The following is a 16,969-nucleotide window of genomic DNA, read 5'->3' on the forward strand; positions in this document are numbered from 1 at the left end:
GAACGCCATGCTCAAGGCCCTCTCCAGACCGGCGGTCAAGCTGGTCGAACGCTACCTGCCCGACCCCTATATCTTCGTGCTGCTGTTGACCATCATCGCCGCCGTGGCGGCCATTGCCGTGGAACGCCAGACGCCACTCGCGGTGATGCGCATGTGGGGGGACGGCTTCTGGAACCTGCTGACCTTCTCGATGCAGATGCTGCTGGTGCTGGTGACCGGCTTCATGCTGGCCAGCTCTCCCCCGGTGAAAAAGCTACTGCAACGACTCGCCGCTCTGGCCAAGGGCCCCGGTGGCGCCATCCTGCTGGTCACCTATGTATCGCTGGTCGCCAGCTGGATCAACTGGGGCTTCGGCCTGGTGGTGGGGGCGCTGTTCGCCAAGGAACTGGCGCGCCTGGTGCGGGTCGACTACCGCCTGCTGGTGGCTAGCGCCTACTCCGGCTTTATCGTCTGGCACGGCGGTCTGGCCGGCTCGGTACCGCTGACCGTGGCCACCGACGGCCACTTCAGCGCCGACCAGATCGGCGTGATCGGCACCGGCTCGACCATCTTCTCCTTCTTCAACCTGGCCATCGTGGTGATGCTGTTTATCGCGGTACCGCTGGTCAACCGCATGATGCTGCCCGACGAAAAGGACAGCGTGTTCGTCGACCCCAAGCTGCTCGGGGATGATGAAGCACACCAGGTGCGTATCACCCGCCCCGCCGAGCGCATGGAGAACAGCGTGGTGCTGGCCTGGCTGGTGGGCATCCCGGGGCTGATCTTCCTGGCCGATCACTTCTTCCTGCGCGGCGGCGGCCTCAACCTGAACGTGGTCAACTTCATGTTCCTGTTCCTGGCCATCGTGCTGCATCGCACCCCGCGCAGCCTGCTGGAGAGTCTCCAGGAGGCGATCAAGGGTGGGGCCGGCATCGTCATCCAGTTCCCGTTCTACGCGGGGATCATGGCGATCATGGTGCAGTCCGGTCTGGCAACCAGCATGTCCGAGGCGCTGGTCTCCTTTGCCACCGACACCACCCTGCCGGTCTGGACCTTTATCAGTGCCGGCATCGTCAACCTCTTCGTGCCCTCCGGCGGCGGTCAGTGGGCCGTGCAGGCACCGGTGATGATTCCGGCCGCCCAGGCACTGGGGGTGGATATTCCCCGGATGGCCATGGCCGTGGCCTGGGGTGATGCCTGGACCAACCTGCTGCAGCCCTTCTGGGCCCTGCCGGTACTCGGCATCGCCGGGCTCAAGGCCAAGGACATCATGGGCTTCTGCCTGATCCAGCTGCTGATCACCGGGGTGCTGATCTCCATCGGCCTGACCTGGTTCTGACCCTCCAGCAAGGCGCCCTGTCCCCAGGCGGGCGGGGCGTCCGGCTGTGGATAACACAAGGAGTTCCAATGGACGACAACGATCTGTCCGGCGCCCTGCCCGGCCAACACGAGCTGTCGATGACCGTGTTGATGACCCCCGACATGGCCAACTTCAGCGGCAAGGTGCATGGCGGCGCCATCCTCAAGAAGCTAGACGAGGTGGCCTACGCCTGCGCCAGCCGCTACTCGGGCCACTATGTGGTTACCCTCTCGGTGGACCAGGTGCTGTTCAAGCAGCCGATCCATGTGGGGGAGCTGGTGACCTTCCTGGCCTGCGTCAACCATGTGGGCCGCTCCTCCATGGAGATCGGCGTCAAGGTGGTGGCCGAGGATATCCAGAACAAGCTGATCCGCCACACCAACAGCTGCTACCTGACCATGGTGGCGGTGGATGGCGATGGCAAGCCGGCGCCGGTGCCTCCACTGGCGCTTGACACGAAGGTGCAGAAGCTACGTTTCGAGAAGGCGGCCCTGCGCAAGAAGCTTCGCAAGCAGGCCGAAGAGGAGCAGCGCCGTACCCAGGCCGAGCACGGCGCCAGAGAAGATGACGACTAGCCACAGTCCAGGCTGAGGATGATGTCCGTTTCGTCCAGGTGGACATTGAGACGATCTGGCCGATGATCGAGAGTCACCGCCGTACCGGGGCGAATCACCCGAATGGCCGATGCTTCACTCTCGGCATGAATCGCCTTGCCGAGGGATACGCTGTAGGTACGACCGATACGGTCCTGAACGCGCTGGGCACCACACTCCCCGCCGCTTTCCACGCGAGGCGGCAGCGGAGCTGGTTCGGGCTCCGGCGCCGAACTCATGCCACTGCAGCCCACCAGAAGAAGGCCTAAGAGTAGCGGCGACAACCTCGTTACAATCATCTGGGCTTCCTTGATCCAATCCAAACTTGATCCATACCAAAGAAAGTGCCGGAACGGACTAGCCGATCCGGCAGTTGACTCACCATGGCTCGGCTCAGAGTGCCGTAGCAGACTAGCCGCCCCCCGGGGCTCTGTTCAGGAAGCGGCGTCCTGAACGGCCTCTCCACCCTGCTCGATATCCTGGCCGGCACCGCGAATGGTGTTACAGCCGGAGAGAAGCGAAACGGCGAACAGTGCCGCCACCAGCATCATCAGAGTACGCCTCATGATCGACCTCCTTGTGCGTTGAAAATGTTGCACCCGTAATTTAGCAGCTCACGGCGAGCTTCGCCTTATCCCAGCAGCAGCCTGAGGATAATCGCCGCGATCACGGCCACCGTTAGCCACTTGACCACAAAGGCGCCACGCGGACTGACATTGACCCTTACCGCCAGCCAGGCGCCCGACATGCTGCCCACCGCCAGCACCAGCCCATGGCTCCAGCGCACCTGATCATTGACCACAAAGATGGCCAGTGCCGGCAGGGTGTAGACCAGTACGATCAACACCTTGAAGACGTTGACCTGGGCCAGGTCGATCTTGAGCATGCGATAGAGCACCACGATAAAGAGAATTCCTACCCCCACCTGGATAAAGCCGCCATAGAGGCCGATGACAAACATCGCCAGGTAGACCGCCGGCGTCAGCCGCTCGGGGGTCAGCGGCCGGGTATCCAGGCGCGGCTGTGGCAACAGCATCAACAGCGCCGAGCCCGCCATCACCACGATCAGAATCGCCTCGAACAGAGCATCACCGGTGAGCAGAGCCAACCAGGCCCCGACCAGCGAACCCACCACCGCCGGCACGGAGAGGCGCAGCGAGAGCCCCAGATGGCGTGCCCCGGCACGGAAGAAGTTGTATACCGCCGACACGCTCTGCAGGGCAATGGAGACACGATTGGTACCGTTGGCCTCCTGAGGCGGCAGACCCAGGAACATCAACAGCGGCAGGGTGAGCATGGAGCCCCCCGCAGAGAGCACGTTGATAAAGCCGGCCAATGCACCTACCAGCAGCAGGGCCAGCGCTTCGAACAAGGTCATGGAAGAGTCCTTTCAGGAAAGAGCCGCACAGCTTATCCGCCCGAGCAAACGGGGAAAACTCCCTACGGTTATATGGCATGATGCCGGACAGTCGATACCACTCGCTGATTACGCCGGAGAGCCCTGATGGATCATTTCGAGCCAGACCCCCGCCTGGTTGAAGACAGCTACCCGATCACCGAGCTGCCGCTTTGCCAGCTGCGCCTGATGAACGACAGCCGTTTTCCCTGGTTGCTGCTGATCCCACGCCGGCATGGCGTCAGCGAGGTCTTCGAGCTGAGCGAGGCGCAGCAGCGGCAGCTATGGCGTGAGACGAGCCGCATCGGCCAGGCCTTCAAGGCCCTGATGGAAGCCGACAAGCTCAATGTGGCGAGCCTCGGCAATGTGGTGGAACAACTGCATGTGCATCTGGTGCTGCGCCGCACGGATGACGGTCTCTGGCCAGGGCCTGTGTGGGGGCAGGGAGAGGCGTTGCCCTATGACCTCGACACCCTGGCCGCCATGCGTGACAGGGTGCTGGCCATGCTCGAGGGGCTCGACCTGCAACCCGAGGAGTCGCAGGCCTCCTGAGACTATTGCCTGGCCTCGCAGTCGACGAGGCGTGCAGCAATATCCGACACCAGCCGTTCCAGGGTGGCGGAGGGCATGGGGCGTCCGCCACGGAGGGCCGTCAAGGCAAGGCGGCCATCGGTGCCAGGCGGCTCGAGCGTCACCAGCACTCGGTAGCCCGGCCAGCGCGAGAACACCGCCTCCAGGCGCCCCACCGACGCATCGGCATGGCGCACCACATAGCCGCGCACCATCAGTGCCTCGGCGGTGGCCTCCAGGGCACAGGAGGAGGAGGCCTGTGAGGAAAGTGTCATCGGCGGCACCGATGATAAAGGGGTCGCACAACCAGCCAGCAGCCCCACCACCAGTATCATGCCAGGCAGACGACTCATGGCTCATCTCCTGTGCCCATGGAACGGCGCAAGCCACCACAGAATGCCTCGCTGCTGGCGCTTCGCGACTCCACGAGCTCACCTCGCCAGTCGATGACCTGAAGATCGCGACTGACCCGCACCTCTCCGTCACTGACCAGCAGCGAGACACGCTCCAGCTCGGTGGCATCGCGGGTCAGGCTGCCTACTCCACCGAAGCCGATCATCACCCCTCCACCGAAACCACCACGACCACCACCCAGGCCGATACCGCCGAACACACCACGACGCTCCCAGTCACCATGGCGGTCGCCGTAGCCGGGCAGGATGCGGGTACGCTCGGCGCTTACCAATGCCGGAGCGGTCGCGGTATGGCGGATCAAAAAGCCATCATTCTCCAAGGCAACCACCGCCCGGCGCAGCGTCTCGGTGACCGACACACCCTCGTCTGACCAGAGGCAGGCCGCCGCGGGGGTCGGCTCCGCCACCGGCAACGTGGCGGGAACGGTCTGGCAACCGACCAGCACCAGCAGGACAAGCAACGGCCAGGGACGCATGATTTCTCTCCCGTGATTGGACGACTGACGACTTCAGTGTAGGCAGGCGGCCGTGACGAGGGAATATTGCACGACGGCGGCATCCGAGCCCGTCGCCCGTCGCCCGTCGCGCCAGGATGACGCAGCCCCCTTGAAGTCAGCCCCCACCGCCAAGATGTCATGCAACATGGCTATGATGCCCATGGTCAGGATTCACTGTCCGCCAGCGGGCGATACATGGATCATGGAAACCAACACCACCAAGGAGGCATTACATGAGCGATACCAACCGCATCGGCCTACATGAGGCCAGCGCCAGCCAACTCGCCGAGAAGCTCAACGAGCTGCTGGCCAACTACCAGGTCTTCTACATGAACGTGCGCGGCTACCACTGGAACGTGAAGGGGCCGCAGTTCTTCCAGCTCCACGAGAAGTTCGAGGAGCTCTATACCGACCTGCTGACCAAGATCGACGAGGTCGCCGAGCGCGTGCTTACCCTGGGCCACCAGCCGCTGCATGCCTACAGCGACTATATGGAGGTCTCGCGCATCACCGAGGACAAGAACGTCTCGGACGGCAAGGCCTGCGTCGAGGGCGTGCTGGCGGGCTATCAGGTACTGATCGAGTTGCAGCGCGAGATCCTCTCCCTGGCCTCGGATGCCGACGACGAGGGCACCGCCGCCCAAGCCGGCGACTATATCCGCGAGCAGGAGAAGACCGTGTGGATGCTGGCCAGCTACCTGGCCTGACTCCGGACCCGACCCGATCAGGCATCACGGGTCATGTCACCACAACGCCGGGCCCGAGGCACGGCGTTGTGGTGTCTGGCACGATTACCTCGGACCACGCACCTGTCAGCGCGTCAGATCCTCCACCAGGGCGCGCAGCAGCGTCCAGAACTCCTCCACCGAGGCGACCTCGACGCGCTCATCCGGCGAATGGGCACCGCGAATCAGCGGACCGAAGGAGATCATCTCAAGCGCGGGATACTTGCCGCCCAGGATGCCACACTCGAGCCCGGCATGGATGACCTTGACCGCCGGCTCGCTGCCCAGCTGTTCATGGTGCACACGCTGAAAGCGCGTCAGCAGCTCGCTGCCTGGCTGGGGTGTCCACCCCGGATAGCCATTCTCGAGGCGCACCTTGGCCCCGGTCAGCTCGAACACGGCACGCAGGCGATCGGCCAGGTCCTGGGCCGCGCTGTCATGCAGCGAGCGCACCAGGGCGCCGAGATGGAACCGCCCCGCCGCTAGGCTCACGACCCCCAGGTTGTTGGAGGTCTCCACCACGCCCGGCACCTCCTGACTCATGCGCTCGACGCCACAGGGAGCGGCGTGCAGGGCGGCCAGCAGTAGATGCGTCGCCTGACCGGTAAGCGGCTCATCGGCGGGCATCTCGACTGACTCGAGGCTCAGCGACAATGCATCATCGACACCGGCAAACTCCTTGCGCAGGGTGGCCTGCAGTTCCGCCACCTCAGCCTTGGCGGCCTCGAGCTCCTCTTCGGGCAACGCCAGGATCGCAAAGGCCTCGCGTGGCAGTGCGTTGCGCAGGGTACCCCCCTGGTAGCTCGTCAGCCGTGCATCGAGACGCTCCAGGACTCGCATCACCCGCACCAGCAGTCGATTGGCGTTGCCCCGCCCCTTGTCGATATCGATCCCGGAGTGACCGCCGCGCAGCCCGGTCAGCGACAGGCGGAGCGTCACCTCATCGTCGGCCAGCGCCGCAGTAGGCAATTGCGCCTCGACCACCACATCGGTGCCTCCGGCGCAGCCGATAAACACCTCGCCGCGATCCTCGGAGTCGAGGTTGAGCAGGTAATGTCCTTGCAGCCACCCTTCGGCGAGGTTAAGCGCCCCGCCCATGCCGGACTCCTCCTCCAGGGTAAAAATCGCTTCCAGCGGGCCGTGGATGAGCTCGTCATCCTCGAGGATGGCCAGGGCGGCGGCCACGCCGAGGCCGTTGTCGGCCCCCAGAGTAGTATTGCGTGCCCGCAGCCAGCCTTCATCGTCGAGATAGGTCTCGATGGGATCACGGGTAAAGTCGTGTGGATGGTCGCTGTTGGCCTGGGGAACCATATCCAGGTGGCCTTGGAAGATCACGCCGGGAGCCTGCTCGTGACCGGGGGAGGCCGGCTTGCGAATCAGCAGATTCCCGAAGGCATCGCGCTCATGCGCGAGCCCCTGTGCGTCGGCCCAGGCTTCGAGGCGAGCCGCCAGGGCGGCCTCGTGGCCGGAGGGGCGCGGAGTCTCGCAAAGGGTGCGGAAATGGCGCCAGAGCGGCTGCGGCGAGAGCCGATCGAGATGTTCGTTCATGGTGATCCCTTCCTGAGTAACCGGCCTACCTTACTCAGCCCATTGCGGAAGGGGAAGAGAAGGACAGAAGCATCGCCACCGCCTGGCGCAGCCGAGCGGTGGCCTGCCGCCGGCCCGATACACCGAGATGCCTGGCCAGGGCATCGCCGCTCAGCCCCTGAAAGCCCCAGGTCACCAGCAGCAGCAGCTCGGGATCGGCGAAGGAGATGCCACGGGACAGAGCGAGACGAACCAGGGCCTGCAGCGCCGGACGGGCCAGCGCCGGCTCGCGGTGACCGGCGGCGACGTCCTCTGCATCGCGGCGGTCGTCATCTGCAAGATTCACCCCACACCCCTCCGCCAGCAGAGCGGCGGCCACTGGCGGCGCCAGATCACGCAGCTCGAAGGCCAGCAGGCCAGGCAGGGCGCGTTGAAAGCGCGCGACGAGCGAGCCCATCAGCGCCTCACCGCGCTTGCTGGTGGCTCGAGCCACCATCAGGGCGTGTTCACCCGTGGCGGTCTCGCGGGTCAGCCCGAGGCGCAGAGCATGAAACCCCTGCCGCTGCCAGAAGGCCATCAGCGCCGGTTCGGCGCCGAAGCTCGCCCCCAACAGATCGCAGCCATCATCACGCGCTCGCTCCAGCTCCGCCTCGATCAGCCGCTTCCCCAGCCCCTCGCGACGGCGCTGGGGTGCCACGGCGATGCGCACCACCCGCCGCAGATGCCCGGTAAGCGCCTCCCGGGACCCCACATGGGCAGCCAGGGACTGGGCCATAAGATGGCCACGAGGGCGTCGCTCGCCACGGGCGACCCGCTCGGCCAGGTCGGCCTCGAACCCCCCCTCATCTGCGGTCATCACTACCCCTAGCGGCACGTCACCGGCTGTCATTGCCCCAACGGTGAGGCCCGGGCCGTCCAGCAGCAGCCGCAGATCGCTGGGCGTGGTGCGATAGTGTGCCTGCACCAGCAGACCGAACAAGCTACGCAGACCAGGCTCGTCACCGGCCAGCGTGGCCCGCGACAGTCGCCGCACGCCATCGGTTGCTCGATCGTGAGGCTCTGGCGGGTCGGCATCCAGCATCAACAGGCGATGGATCAGCGGCTCGAGGGGGTCGTCACTCGCCCAACGGATCGGCTCGGCCAGATGCAACCCTCGCCACTCTGGGGTAGTGCGCTCGAGACGCTCGCGGAAACGCAGGGCAAAACCGCGACCGGAGCCCTCGTAGCCGTGTACCGTGGTAGCAAAGGCGATCCGCGGAAAGGCGTCGAGCCACTCGCCGAGCAACCCGGCGGGAATCGCCGCCGCCTCATCCACCAGTAGCAGCCGGCCGGCACCGCCGGCCTGGCCCTGTCGGGCCAGCTCGGCAAGGGCATCCGGGGCCACGAAGCGAACCTCACCCTGGTCGGTAGCGAAGACATGTCCGCGCCGCTCACCCTGGGGGCAGAGCGCCGCAAGGCGTTCGAAGAGGCTCTCCACCGCCGCCGGGCGCGGCGCGGTCACCAGCACCTCCTGCTCCCCCGTGGCCAGCCAGCGGGCGCAGGCGATGCCCAGGGCCGCGCTCTTGCCGCGCCCACGGTCGGCGGTGATCACCAGCGGACGACGGCGGCGCAGCCGTGCCAGGCGGGCCACCGCCTGGGCCTGGTCGTCGGTCAGGCAGTCTCCATCGGTCACCGGCAGCTCGACATGCGCCTGACGGATGGGAAGCCTAGGCAACCGAGGTGTTTCGCCGGCACGCCAGCGAATCACCTGGTCGGCGCGCGCCAGGAGGCGCGCCAGCCGGGCCAGATAGCGACTGGCCAGCGCCTCGGGGTGCCAGGGGTGCTCGGCCAGTCGTGCATAGTCGGCATCGGGTCGGCCTCCCCAGTCATGCGGGGTCATCAGCACCAGCAGGCCGCCTGCCGTCAGGGTGCCAACCAGGGCCGCCACGGCATCGGGGTCGAAGCCCGCCCCAGCGAAAACGGCGTCTATCACCAGCAGATCATGCTCGCCCCCCAGACGAGTTCGGGCACGGGCAGGAGCCAACCAGTGCGCCGTATCGACCTGCCCTGGTAACTCCGGCGCCACCCAGAGCGGGGAGTGCCAGGCGCCGGCTCGCCATAACTCGACGGCCGCATCACAGCAGGTCTGGGGCGCACCCTGCAGCCAGACCAGGCCCCGCCAGCGACGGCGGGCAAGTCGTGAGATGTGGGCCAGCAGCACCCGCGTCGACAGGTCATGCTCCCTCTCTCCCCTATTCATCGGCCCTCCACAGCCTCACTGCCTCACCTAGCACTTTGGTCTTATGGCAGTGCACCATTCAACGCTAGCCACCGCCCATCATGGTACGTTGACGTCAACGTAAACATTTATTAAATATCTGATAGTATTGAATTATCAAACATCGACATTCCCTTTCGCGGTCAGGATAGCGATGCCTGGCCTCAGTCCACGGGCCGCACCAGCGTCGCAAGGCCATGATCGTTTTGCACACCAATGGGGTGTTAGTTTGAAGTGTCGTGGCGGGTCGTCGATGCACCCCTGTGCCGGCTACCGCTCCCAAGTCTTGTCCATGGCGCCGGGAGGCGCTATCTGCTGTCCAGTCCCGAAGGGAGAACAACATGAAAACACTGCGCACCTTCACGCTCACCAGCCTGGCCGCCGGCGTGGCCCTGGCCGCGCTGAGCACCACCGCCCAGGCCAAGGAAACGTGGACCATGACCACCACCTGGCCGGATAATCTGGACCTGATCCAGATGGACCGCCACTGGGTCGAACTGGTCAACAAGCTGGCCGGTGACGAGCTCACCATCAACTTCCGTGCCGGTGGCACCCTGATGCCGGGCAGCGAGGTATTCGATGCCACCCAGACCGGCGCCATCCAGGCCGCCGCCGACTGGCCGGGCTACTGGGCGGGCCTGAGCCCGGCCTTCTCGCCGCTGGCCACCACGACCAGCCTGTTCAACGGCGTGGACTACCTCAACTGGATCAACCAGTGGGGCGGCTTCGAGCTGTATCAGGAAGTCTATGGCGAGTATGACATGGTCTACCTGCCCTACGGCATCACCAACAACGAATCCGGCTTCATGGGCGGCACCCCCATCGAGAGCATCGCCGACCTGGAAGGCAAGCGTCTGCGCCTCTCCGGCCGCGACCAGGGCCGCGTCCTGGAGAAGCTCGGCGGCTCCCAGGTCACCCTGGCCGGCGGCGAGGTCTACCAGGCCATCGAGCGCGGCGTGATCGACGCCGGCGAATTCTCCACCCCGGGGGTCGACTACAAGGCCGGCTTCGGTGAGGTGGCCGACTACTGGTCCACTCCGGGCTGGCACCAGTCCGCCAGCGTTTTCGGCGTGATGATCAACAAGGAGGCGTGGGACGCCCTCTCCGAGGAGACCCAGGAGAAGCTGAAGATCGCCGCGGAGGCCACCATGACCTGGTCACTGGCCTGGTCCGAGCGGCAGTCTACCGAGGCGACGGTCAAGTTCAAGGACGAGGGCATGACGATCAACCAGCTGCCCGAAGAGGACCTGGCTCGCATCCAGGAGATCACCAACGAGGTGATCCTGCAGGGCGCCTGCGAGGATCCGATGCACGCCAAGGTCTACCACTCCATGGTCAGCTACCTGGATCATTACGCCAACTGGCGTGACGTGACCGTGCCCTTCAACATGAGCCGTAGCATGGACAACCTGCCGTCCCTCGAGGAGCTCGAGAGCTGCATGAACCAGTAAGCGGACCGGGCCGGGTCCTGCGGGGCCCGGCCCTATGCGGTCGCTTGACATCCTGTGTTCGCTTGATTAGCCCGACTCCGAGAGCCTCACCATGAACACCATTGCCAGGGCCATCGATGCCCTCAACGAGGGGTTCGGACGCCTGATCGCCCCACTCCTTGCCGTGATCACGCTGATCGTGATCTATGACATTGCCGCACGCTTCTTCATCGGCCGCCCCAGCGACTGGGCCTTCGATGTTACCAAGATGCTGTTCGGCGCCCACTTCATGCTGATGGCGGCCTACGGCCTGCGCCATCACGCCCACGTCGAGGTCGACGTGCTCAAGCGCCTGCTCACCCGCCGCAAGCAGGCCGCCCTCGAACTGCTCGGCTACCTGCTCTTCTTCGTGCCCTTCATCTGGATGCTGCTTACCTTCGGCTGGGCCTTCTTCGAGCGCTCCTTCAGCCGCGGAGAAACCACCTACGGCATGATGTCCATCCCGGTCTATCCGGTGAAGGGCGTGATCGTCGTGGCCGCCCTGCTCCTGCTGCTGCAGGCCATCGCCATCGTGATCCGCGCCTGCGGTGAACTACGCAAGGAGGGTGCCGCATGAGCCCCGAGATGCTCACTCTCTTCATGTTCAGCGGCCTGCTGATCGGCCTGTTCATGGGCCACCCGCTGGCCTTCGTGCTTGGCGGCGTCGCCGTGCTAGGCGCCTGGCTCGGCCCCGGGGCCAATACGCTGGGCATTCTGATCAACAACATCTATGGCAACTCCATGGACAACTATGTCCTGGTCGCCATTCCCCTGTTCGTGCTGATGGCGCGCTTTCTCAATGACTCCGGCGTCACCGAGAAGATGTTCGACACCATGCGCCTGCTGCTCGCCAACCTGCGTGGTGGCCTGGCCCTGACCGTGGTCATCGTCTCGGTACTGCTGGCCGCCACCACCGGCATCGTCGGCGCCTCCATCGCGGTGATGGGCATGATCGCCCTGGTCCCGATGCTCAAGTACTCCTACAACAAGGAGCTCAGCGCCGGGGTGATCATGGCCAGCGGCTGCCTGGGCATCCTGATTCCCCCCAGCATCATGCTGATCCTGATGGCCAGCTACTCGCCGGTCTCGGTGGGTGCGCTGTTCGCCGGCGCCCTGGTACCGGGGGTGATGCTGGGCGTGATGTATGCCCTCTACGTACTGATCATCTGCTTTATCAAGCCCAGCTATGGCCCAGCCGTGCCCGCCGAGGAGCGCGCCGAGACCTCGACCGGCCAGCTGCTGATCATGCTCGGCAAGTATGTGCTGCCGCCCATGTCGCTGATTCTCGGTGTGCTGGGCTCGCTGTTCCTGGGTATCGCCACGGCCACCGAGGCCTCGGCCATCGGCGTGGCCATCGCCTTCCTGCTGTTCCTGATCTTCGGCGATCGCAAGGCGTCGACCTGCTATCGCACCCTGATCGAGGCCAGCAAGACCACCACCATGGTGATGCTGGTGGTGGTGGGGGCGACCGCCTTCACCGGCGTGTTCTCCATCGGTGGCGGCATGGATGTCATCCATAACGTGGTGACGGCGATGCCCGGCGGCACCATCGGGGCCCTGATACTGATGCTGTTCCTGGTATTCCTGCTGGGCATGTTCCTGGACTGGACCGGCATCGTGCTGCTCAGCTTCCCGATCATGCTGCCCATCGTCGACAGCCTGGGCGTGGATATGCTGTGGTTCGTGGTGATGGTGGCCGTGGTGCTGCAGACCTCCTTCCTGACCCCGCCGTTCGGCTATGCACTCTTCTACCTGAAGGGAGTGGCGCCCCCCGGGGTGGAGATCGTCGATCTCTACAAGGCGGTCATTCCCTTCGTGGCGCTGATCGTGCTGGCCTGTGTGCTGATGGCCTTCTTCCCGGCCCTTATCACCGGTCTGCCATCGATGCTACTCGGCTACTGACCCATGAACGCGTAACGACGCCCGCCGTCAGCCGACGGCGGGCGTCGTCGTTTGACGGTGGTCAACCGATGCTGGCTGCAGCAGACAAGCGCAACTGATACTATTTGCCGGCGTCAATGTCTCGCATTTACCATCCTGCGCCCGCAAGGAGCCTCCCTTGTCTCGACCTGCCAGCGGCGACCTGCCCACTCTCTCACGCCGACTGATCCCCTCATTCACTCCATGGACCGCCCTGCTGCTCGGGGTCGCGCTGGTCGTGGCACTGCCGGTGCTGGCGGTACTGGCGCACATCCTGGTACCCACCGGTGGCGTCTGGCAGCACCTGGCCGGTACGGTGCTGCCTCGCTACCTGGCCAACACCCTGTTCCTGGTCATCACGGTGGGCATCGGCACCCTGGTGATCGGTACCGGTACCGCCTGGCTGGTGGTGATGTGCCGCTTCCCGGGGCGACGGCTGTTCGAGTGGGCGCTGCTGCTGCCGCTGGCCGTGCCGACCTATGTGATCGCCTACGCCTATACCGACTTCCTGCAGTTCTCGGGCCCCTTGCAGGGGTGGCTGCGCGACCTGTTCGGGTGGGGCTTCGGGGACTACTGGTTCCCCGAGGTGCGCTCGCTGGGCGGGGCGGCAGCGCTGATCAGCCTGGTGCTCTACCCCTACGTCTACATGCTCGCACGCGCCTCCTTCATGGAGCAGTCGGTGTGCATGCTGGATGTGGGTCGCACCCTGGGCCGCGGCCCCTGGCAGCTGTTCTGGAGCGTGGCGATTCCGCTCTCGCGTCCGGCACTGGTGGGCGGCGTATCACTAGCCCTGATGGAAACGCTGAACGAGTTCGGCGCGGTGCAGTACTTCGGCGTGGACACCTTCACCACCGGCATCTACCGCACCTGGTTCGGCCTCGGCGAGCAGGCCGCCGCCGCCCAGCTCGCCGCCTGCCTGCTGACCTTCGTGATCGCCCTGGTGCTGCTGGAGCGCTGGTCGCGGGGCAAGCGGCGCTACTTCCACACCTCCAGCCGCTATCAACAGCTGCCGGAGTTCCACCTCGGCGGCTGGGCCTCGGCAGGCGCCTTCCTGGCCTGCCTGCTGCCGATCCTGGGCGGCTTCCTGATCCCCAGCGGCATCCTCGCCGAGCTGGCCATCCAGCAGGGTGACTCGCTCTTCGGCAAGAGCTTTATCGGCTACGCCCGCAACAGTCTGCTGCTGGCCTCGATCGCCGCACTGGTGGCGGTCACCCTGGCGGTAGTGCTCAGCTACGGGGTGCGCCTCAACAATACTCGACTGACCCGAACCGCCACGCGTATCTCGGCCATGGGCTATGCGATTCCGGGGTCGGTGGTCGCGGTAGGCATCCTGATCCCCTTCGCCTGGCTGGACAACACCCTCAATACCTGGCTGCTGTCGCGCGGTGGCGAGGTTATCGGACTGATCTTCAGCGGTTCGGCGTTTATCCTGATCTACGCCTACGTGGTGCGCTTCCTGGCGGTTTCGTTCAACGCCGTGGAGGCCAGCCTGGGCAAGGTGACACCGAGCATGGATGCCGCCTCTCGCACCCTGGGCCAGACCGCCACCGGCACACTGAAGCGGGTGCACACTCCGATCATGCGCGGCAGCCTGCTGGCGGCCTGCATCCTGGTCTTCGTGGATGTGATGAAGGAGCTACCGGCGACCATCATCCTGCGCCCCTTCAACTTCGATACCCTGGCGGTACGCGCTCACAACCTGGCGGCAGACGAGCGTCTCGCCGAGGCCTCGACGGCCTCACTGGCCATCGTGGTGGTAGGCATAGTCCCGGTGATCCTGCTCAGCCTCGCCATGCGCCGCTCGCGCCCCGGCGGCGGAAAGTGACGAGGAGCGCGAGGGAAAGACAAATACCTGAGAGGGGTCCAGCCGCAGTGTCACGGGCTGGCCCTCGGCGGGCAGGAAGACCCCTGGCACCCGCGCATGGATATGGGCTTCATCGCCGTCGGAGTCGTGGGCACAGATATGCAGCAGGCTGCTGCGCCCCAGCAACTTGGCCATGACGATATGGCTGTGGCTGTGCGCTTCGGCCGGCACATCCAGCCTCGCCACCTGCAACGCCTCCGGTCGCACCAGCACGCGTACCTCACTGCCCTCGGCCAGCCAGCCGGCATCCACGATGCCCACCGGTGTCAGCACCTTGCCGTCGCGAACCACCCCGGAGAGTTCGTTCACCTCACCGAAGAAGGTCACCACGAAGGGGTCGCTGGGGTTGCAGTAGAGCTCGCGTGGCGTACCGACCTGAACGATATGGCCATCACGCATCAGGGCGATGCGGTCGGCCATGAACATCGCCTCTTCCGGGTCGTGAGTCACCAGCAGGGTGGCGGCCCCGACCTCCTTGAGCACGTGCAGGGTGTCATCGCGAATCTGGTCGCGAAGCCGCGCATCGAGGCTGGAGAAGGGCTCGTCGAGCAGCATCAGGTGCGGCTCCGGCGCCAGCGCACGAGCCAGTGCCACGCGCTGCTGCTGGCCCCCGGAGAGCATGTGGGGATAGCCCTCGGCCCGGGCGCCCATCCCCAGCTGCTCGAGTAGCCTCAAGGCACGCCGACGACGCTCGCCTGTCGGCAAGTGCTTGAGCCCGAAGGTCACGTTTTCCAGCACGGAAAGGTGGGGAAAGAGCGCGGAGTCCTGAAAGGCCAGGCCGACGCTGCGCTTCTCGGGGGGGAGGTGACGCCCGCCAGGGCGGGCTACCTCATCGCCCTCCAGGACCACGCGACCGTGCTGTAGCTTCTCGAGGCCCGCGGCGATGCGCAGCAGGGTGGTCTTGCCACACCCCGAGGGGCCCAGCAGGCAGACCACTTCACCCGGCTGAATATCCAGATCGATGCCCTTCACCACCTCGTGCTTGCCGAAGGCGTGGTGAATGCCCTGCATGGAGAGTACCGGAGCGGAAGTGGCGTGCGGCTGTTGCAGATTCAGGTTCATTAGGGCCCTCGACGTCGTGTCGGTGGAGATCTCCCCATCATAACCGATCACGAGCGCTAATGCGTTTGAAAGCGACTCGCATTCAATATTTCACTGCTTCAGCGCAAGGAATCGCCGCCCTGCCCCTTGACGCCGCCGACGTACGGGGCTTCAATAAGCGGGTCATTAATGCAACGTATTATCATTCCACTATCTCCACTCTGCCGGATATCCCAGAGGTCATGATGATCAAGAACGTTCGTCTCGCCGCCCCCATCGCCGTCGCGCTGGCCGGTTCCGCCTTCGCTACCGCCGTCTCCGCCGACGAGCTGAACATCTACTCGGCACGTCACTACGACTCCGACGAGGCGCTCTACGAGGCCTTCACCGAGGAGACCGGCATCGAAGTGAACCTGCTGGAGGGCGATTCGGACCAGCTGATCGAGCGCATCACCCGCGAGGGCGTGGCCAGCCCCGCCGACGTGATGATCACCGTTGACGCCGGCCGCCTGTGGCGTGCCGAGCAGGAGGATATCTTCCAGAGCGTCGACTCCGAGGTGCTGAACGAACGCCTGCCGGAAGCCATGCGTCACCCCGAGGGACTGTGGTTCGGCTTCAGTCAGCGCGCCCGCGCCATCTTCTATGACCGCGAGAACTTCGACCCGAGCCAGATCGGCAGCTACGAGGAGCTCGCCGATCCGAAGTTCGAGGGTCAGCTGTGCATCCGCTCCTCGAACAATATCTACAACCAGTCGCTGCTCGCCTCACTGGTCGAGCACCATGGCGCCGAGGGCGCCGAGGAGTGGGCCCAGGGCGTGGTGGCCAACATGGCACGCGACCCCGAAGGGGGCGACACCGACCAGATCAAGGGCGTGGCCAGCGGCGAGTGCTCCCTGGCGGTGGCCAACCACTACTACTACGTTCGCCTGCTGCACTCCGACAACGAGGCGGATCGTGAGGTCGCCCGCCGTGTCGGCGTGATCTTCCCCAACCAAGACGGCCGCGGCACTCATGTCAACGTGGGCGGCGCTGGCGTAGTCGAAGGGGCTCCCAACCGCGAAAATGCCGTGCGCTTCCTCGAGTTCCTGGCCTCCGATACCGCCCAGGAGATCTTCGCCAACGGCAACTACGAGTTCCCGGTGGTCGAGGGTGCGATGAAAAATCCGGTGCTCGAGTCCTGGGGCGACTTCAAGAAGGATAGCCTGAACATCAGCAAACTCGGCGAGAACAACCCCGAGGCGATTCGGATCTTCGATCGCGTCGGCTGGCGCTAAGCCTTCCGGCCCAGGCCAAATCGGGTAGGGGCCGGGGTTGCCCCCGGCGCCCTCCCACACCACCGGGCATACGGGTCCGTACCA

At 65.1% G+C, this 16,969-nt stretch carries 17 protein-coding genes; 9 read left to right on the forward strand and 8 right to left on the reverse strand.

Features of this window, described 5'->3' with window-relative positions:
* Nucleotides 1–7: 7 nt before the first annotated feature.
* Together E0702_RS13220 and E0702_RS13225 are read left to right on the forward strand one after the other, a co-directional pair.
* Nucleotides 8–1,318, forward strand: coding sequence for a short-chain fatty acid transporter (locus tag E0702_RS13220; RefSeq protein WP_132044587.1), 1,311 nt, complete (start codon nt 8–10; stop codon nt 1,316–1,318).
* Between the two features lie 68 nt (nt 1,319–1,386).
* The gene (locus E0702_RS13225) at nt 1,387–1,914 is read left to right on the forward strand and encodes an acyl-CoA thioesterase (protein ID WP_132044589.1); all 528 of its coding nucleotides are present in this window, start codon (nt 1,387–1,389) and stop codon (nt 1,912–1,914) included.
* Here the strand turns inward: E0702_RS13225 and E0702_RS13230 are convergent.
* From E0702_RS13230 to E0702_RS13240, 3 genes are all read right to left on the reverse strand, one after another.
* On the reverse strand, nt 1,911–2,171 hold the full coding sequence (locus E0702_RS13230; RefSeq protein WP_132044591.1) for an I78 family peptidase inhibitor: 261 nt from the start codon (nt 2,169–2,171) through the stop codon (nt 1,911–1,913). The genes E0702_RS13225 and E0702_RS13230 overlap by 4 nt on opposite strands.
* A gap of 195 nt (nt 2,172–2,366) precedes the next feature.
* On the reverse strand, nt 2,367–2,483 hold the full coding sequence (locus E0702_RS13235) for an entericidin A/B family lipoprotein (protein WP_374708600.1): 117 nt from the start codon (nt 2,481–2,483) through the stop codon (nt 2,367–2,369).
* Nucleotides 2,484–2,563: 80 nt separating this feature from the next.
* A complete protein-coding gene (locus E0702_RS13240; RefSeq protein WP_132044595.1) occupies nt 2,564–3,310 on the reverse strand; it encodes a sulfite exporter TauE/SafE family protein in 747 nt (248 codons plus the stop codon).
* A 126-nt stretch (nt 3,311–3,436) separates the two neighbouring features.
* Here E0702_RS13240 and E0702_RS13245 point away from each other — a divergent pair, with 126 nt between their 5' ends.
* A complete protein-coding gene (locus E0702_RS13245; RefSeq protein WP_132044597.1) occupies nt 3,437–3,880 on the forward strand; it encodes an HIT family protein in 444 nt (147 codons plus the stop codon).
* A gap of 2 nt (nt 3,881–3,882) precedes the next feature.
* Here E0702_RS13245 and E0702_RS13250 read toward each other — a convergent pair whose 3' ends face one another.
* Both E0702_RS13250 and E0702_RS13255 read right to left on the reverse strand, forming a co-directional pair.
* Nucleotides 3,883–4,251, reverse strand: a complete 369-nt coding sequence (locus E0702_RS13250; protein ID WP_132044599.1) for a hypothetical protein — start codon at nt 4,249–4,251, stop codon at nt 3,883–3,885.
* A complete protein-coding gene (locus E0702_RS13255; protein ID WP_132044601.1) occupies nt 4,248–4,787 on the reverse strand; it encodes a hypothetical protein in 540 nt (179 codons plus the stop codon). The genes E0702_RS13250 and E0702_RS13255 overlap by 4 nt, the downstream gene beginning before the upstream one ends.
* 254 nt (nt 4,788–5,041) lie before the next feature.
* Here E0702_RS13255 and E0702_RS13260 point away from each other — a divergent pair, with 254 nt between their 5' ends.
* Nucleotides 5,042–5,515 carry a Dps family protein gene (locus tag E0702_RS13260; RefSeq protein WP_132044603.1) on the forward strand — a complete coding sequence of 158 codons (474 nt, stop codon included), beginning with the start codon at nt 5,042–5,044 and terminating at the stop codon, nt 5,513–5,515.
* 105 nt (nt 5,516–5,620) lie between these two features.
* Here the strand turns inward: E0702_RS13260 and E0702_RS13265 are convergent, their stop codons facing one another.
* Nucleotides 5,621–7,081 (reverse strand): aminoacyl-histidine dipeptidase, encoded by a 1,461-nt coding sequence (locus E0702_RS13265; protein WP_132044605.1) that lies wholly within the window; start codon nt 7,079–7,081, stop codon nt 5,621–5,623.
* 34 nt (nt 7,082–7,115) lie between these two features.
* The gene (locus E0702_RS13270) at nt 7,116–9,299 is read right to left on the reverse strand and encodes a tRNA(Met) cytidine acetyltransferase TmcA (protein ID WP_132044607.1); all 2,184 of its coding nucleotides are present in this window, start codon (nt 9,297–9,299) and stop codon (nt 7,116–7,118) included.
* 359 nt (nt 9,300–9,658) lie between these two features.
* On the opposite strand from E0702_RS13270, the gene dctP reads away from it, so the two are divergent.
* The 4 genes from dctP to E0702_RS13290 all read left to right on the forward strand — a co-directional run bounded on the left by dctP (nt 9,659) and on the right by E0702_RS13290 (nt 14,531).
* The gene (gene dctP / locus E0702_RS13275) at nt 9,659–10,768 is read left to right on the forward strand and encodes a TRAP transporter substrate-binding protein DctP (protein ID WP_132044609.1); all 1,110 of its coding nucleotides are present in this window, start codon (nt 9,659–9,661) and stop codon (nt 10,766–10,768) included.
* A 91-nt stretch (nt 10,769–10,859) separates the two neighbouring features.
* Nucleotides 10,860–11,363: a TRAP transporter small permease subunit gene (locus E0702_RS13280; protein ID WP_132044611.1), complete on the forward strand. Its 504-nt coding sequence runs from the start codon at nt 10,860–10,862 to the stop codon at nt 11,361–11,363.
* Complete coding sequence (locus E0702_RS13285; protein ID WP_132044613.1) at nt 11,360–12,688, forward strand: TRAP transporter large permease; 1,329 nt, start codon at nt 11,360–11,362, stop codon at nt 12,686–12,688. Before E0702_RS13280 ends, E0702_RS13285 begins: the two co-directional genes overlap by 4 nt.
* Nucleotides 12,689–12,845: 157 nt before the next feature.
* Nucleotides 12,846–14,531 carry an ABC transporter permease gene (locus E0702_RS13290; RefSeq protein WP_132044615.1) on the forward strand — a complete coding sequence of 562 codons (1,686 nt, stop codon included), beginning with the start codon at nt 12,846–12,848 and terminating at the stop codon, nt 14,529–14,531.
* Here the strand turns inward: E0702_RS13290 and E0702_RS13295 are convergent.
* Nucleotides 14,445–15,632 (reverse strand): ABC transporter ATP-binding protein, encoded by a 1,188-nt coding sequence (locus E0702_RS13295; protein WP_240721750.1) that lies wholly within the window; start codon nt 15,630–15,632, stop codon nt 14,445–14,447. The two genes, E0702_RS13290 and E0702_RS13295, sit on opposite strands and share 87 nt — an antisense overlap.
* Before the next feature lie 224 nt (nt 15,633–15,856).
* On the opposite strand from E0702_RS13295, the gene E0702_RS13300 reads away from it, so the two are divergent.
* Nucleotides 15,857–16,885, forward strand: coding sequence for a Fe(3+) ABC transporter substrate-binding protein (locus tag E0702_RS13300; protein WP_132044633.1), 1,029 nt, complete (start codon nt 15,857–15,859; stop codon nt 16,883–16,885).
* Nucleotides 16,886–16,969: the final 84 nt, after the last annotated feature.

Source organism: Halomonas marinisediminis, assembly GCF_004347715.1.
GTDB lineage: Bacteria > Pseudomonadota > Gammaproteobacteria > Pseudomonadales > Halomonadaceae > Halomonas > Halomonas icarae.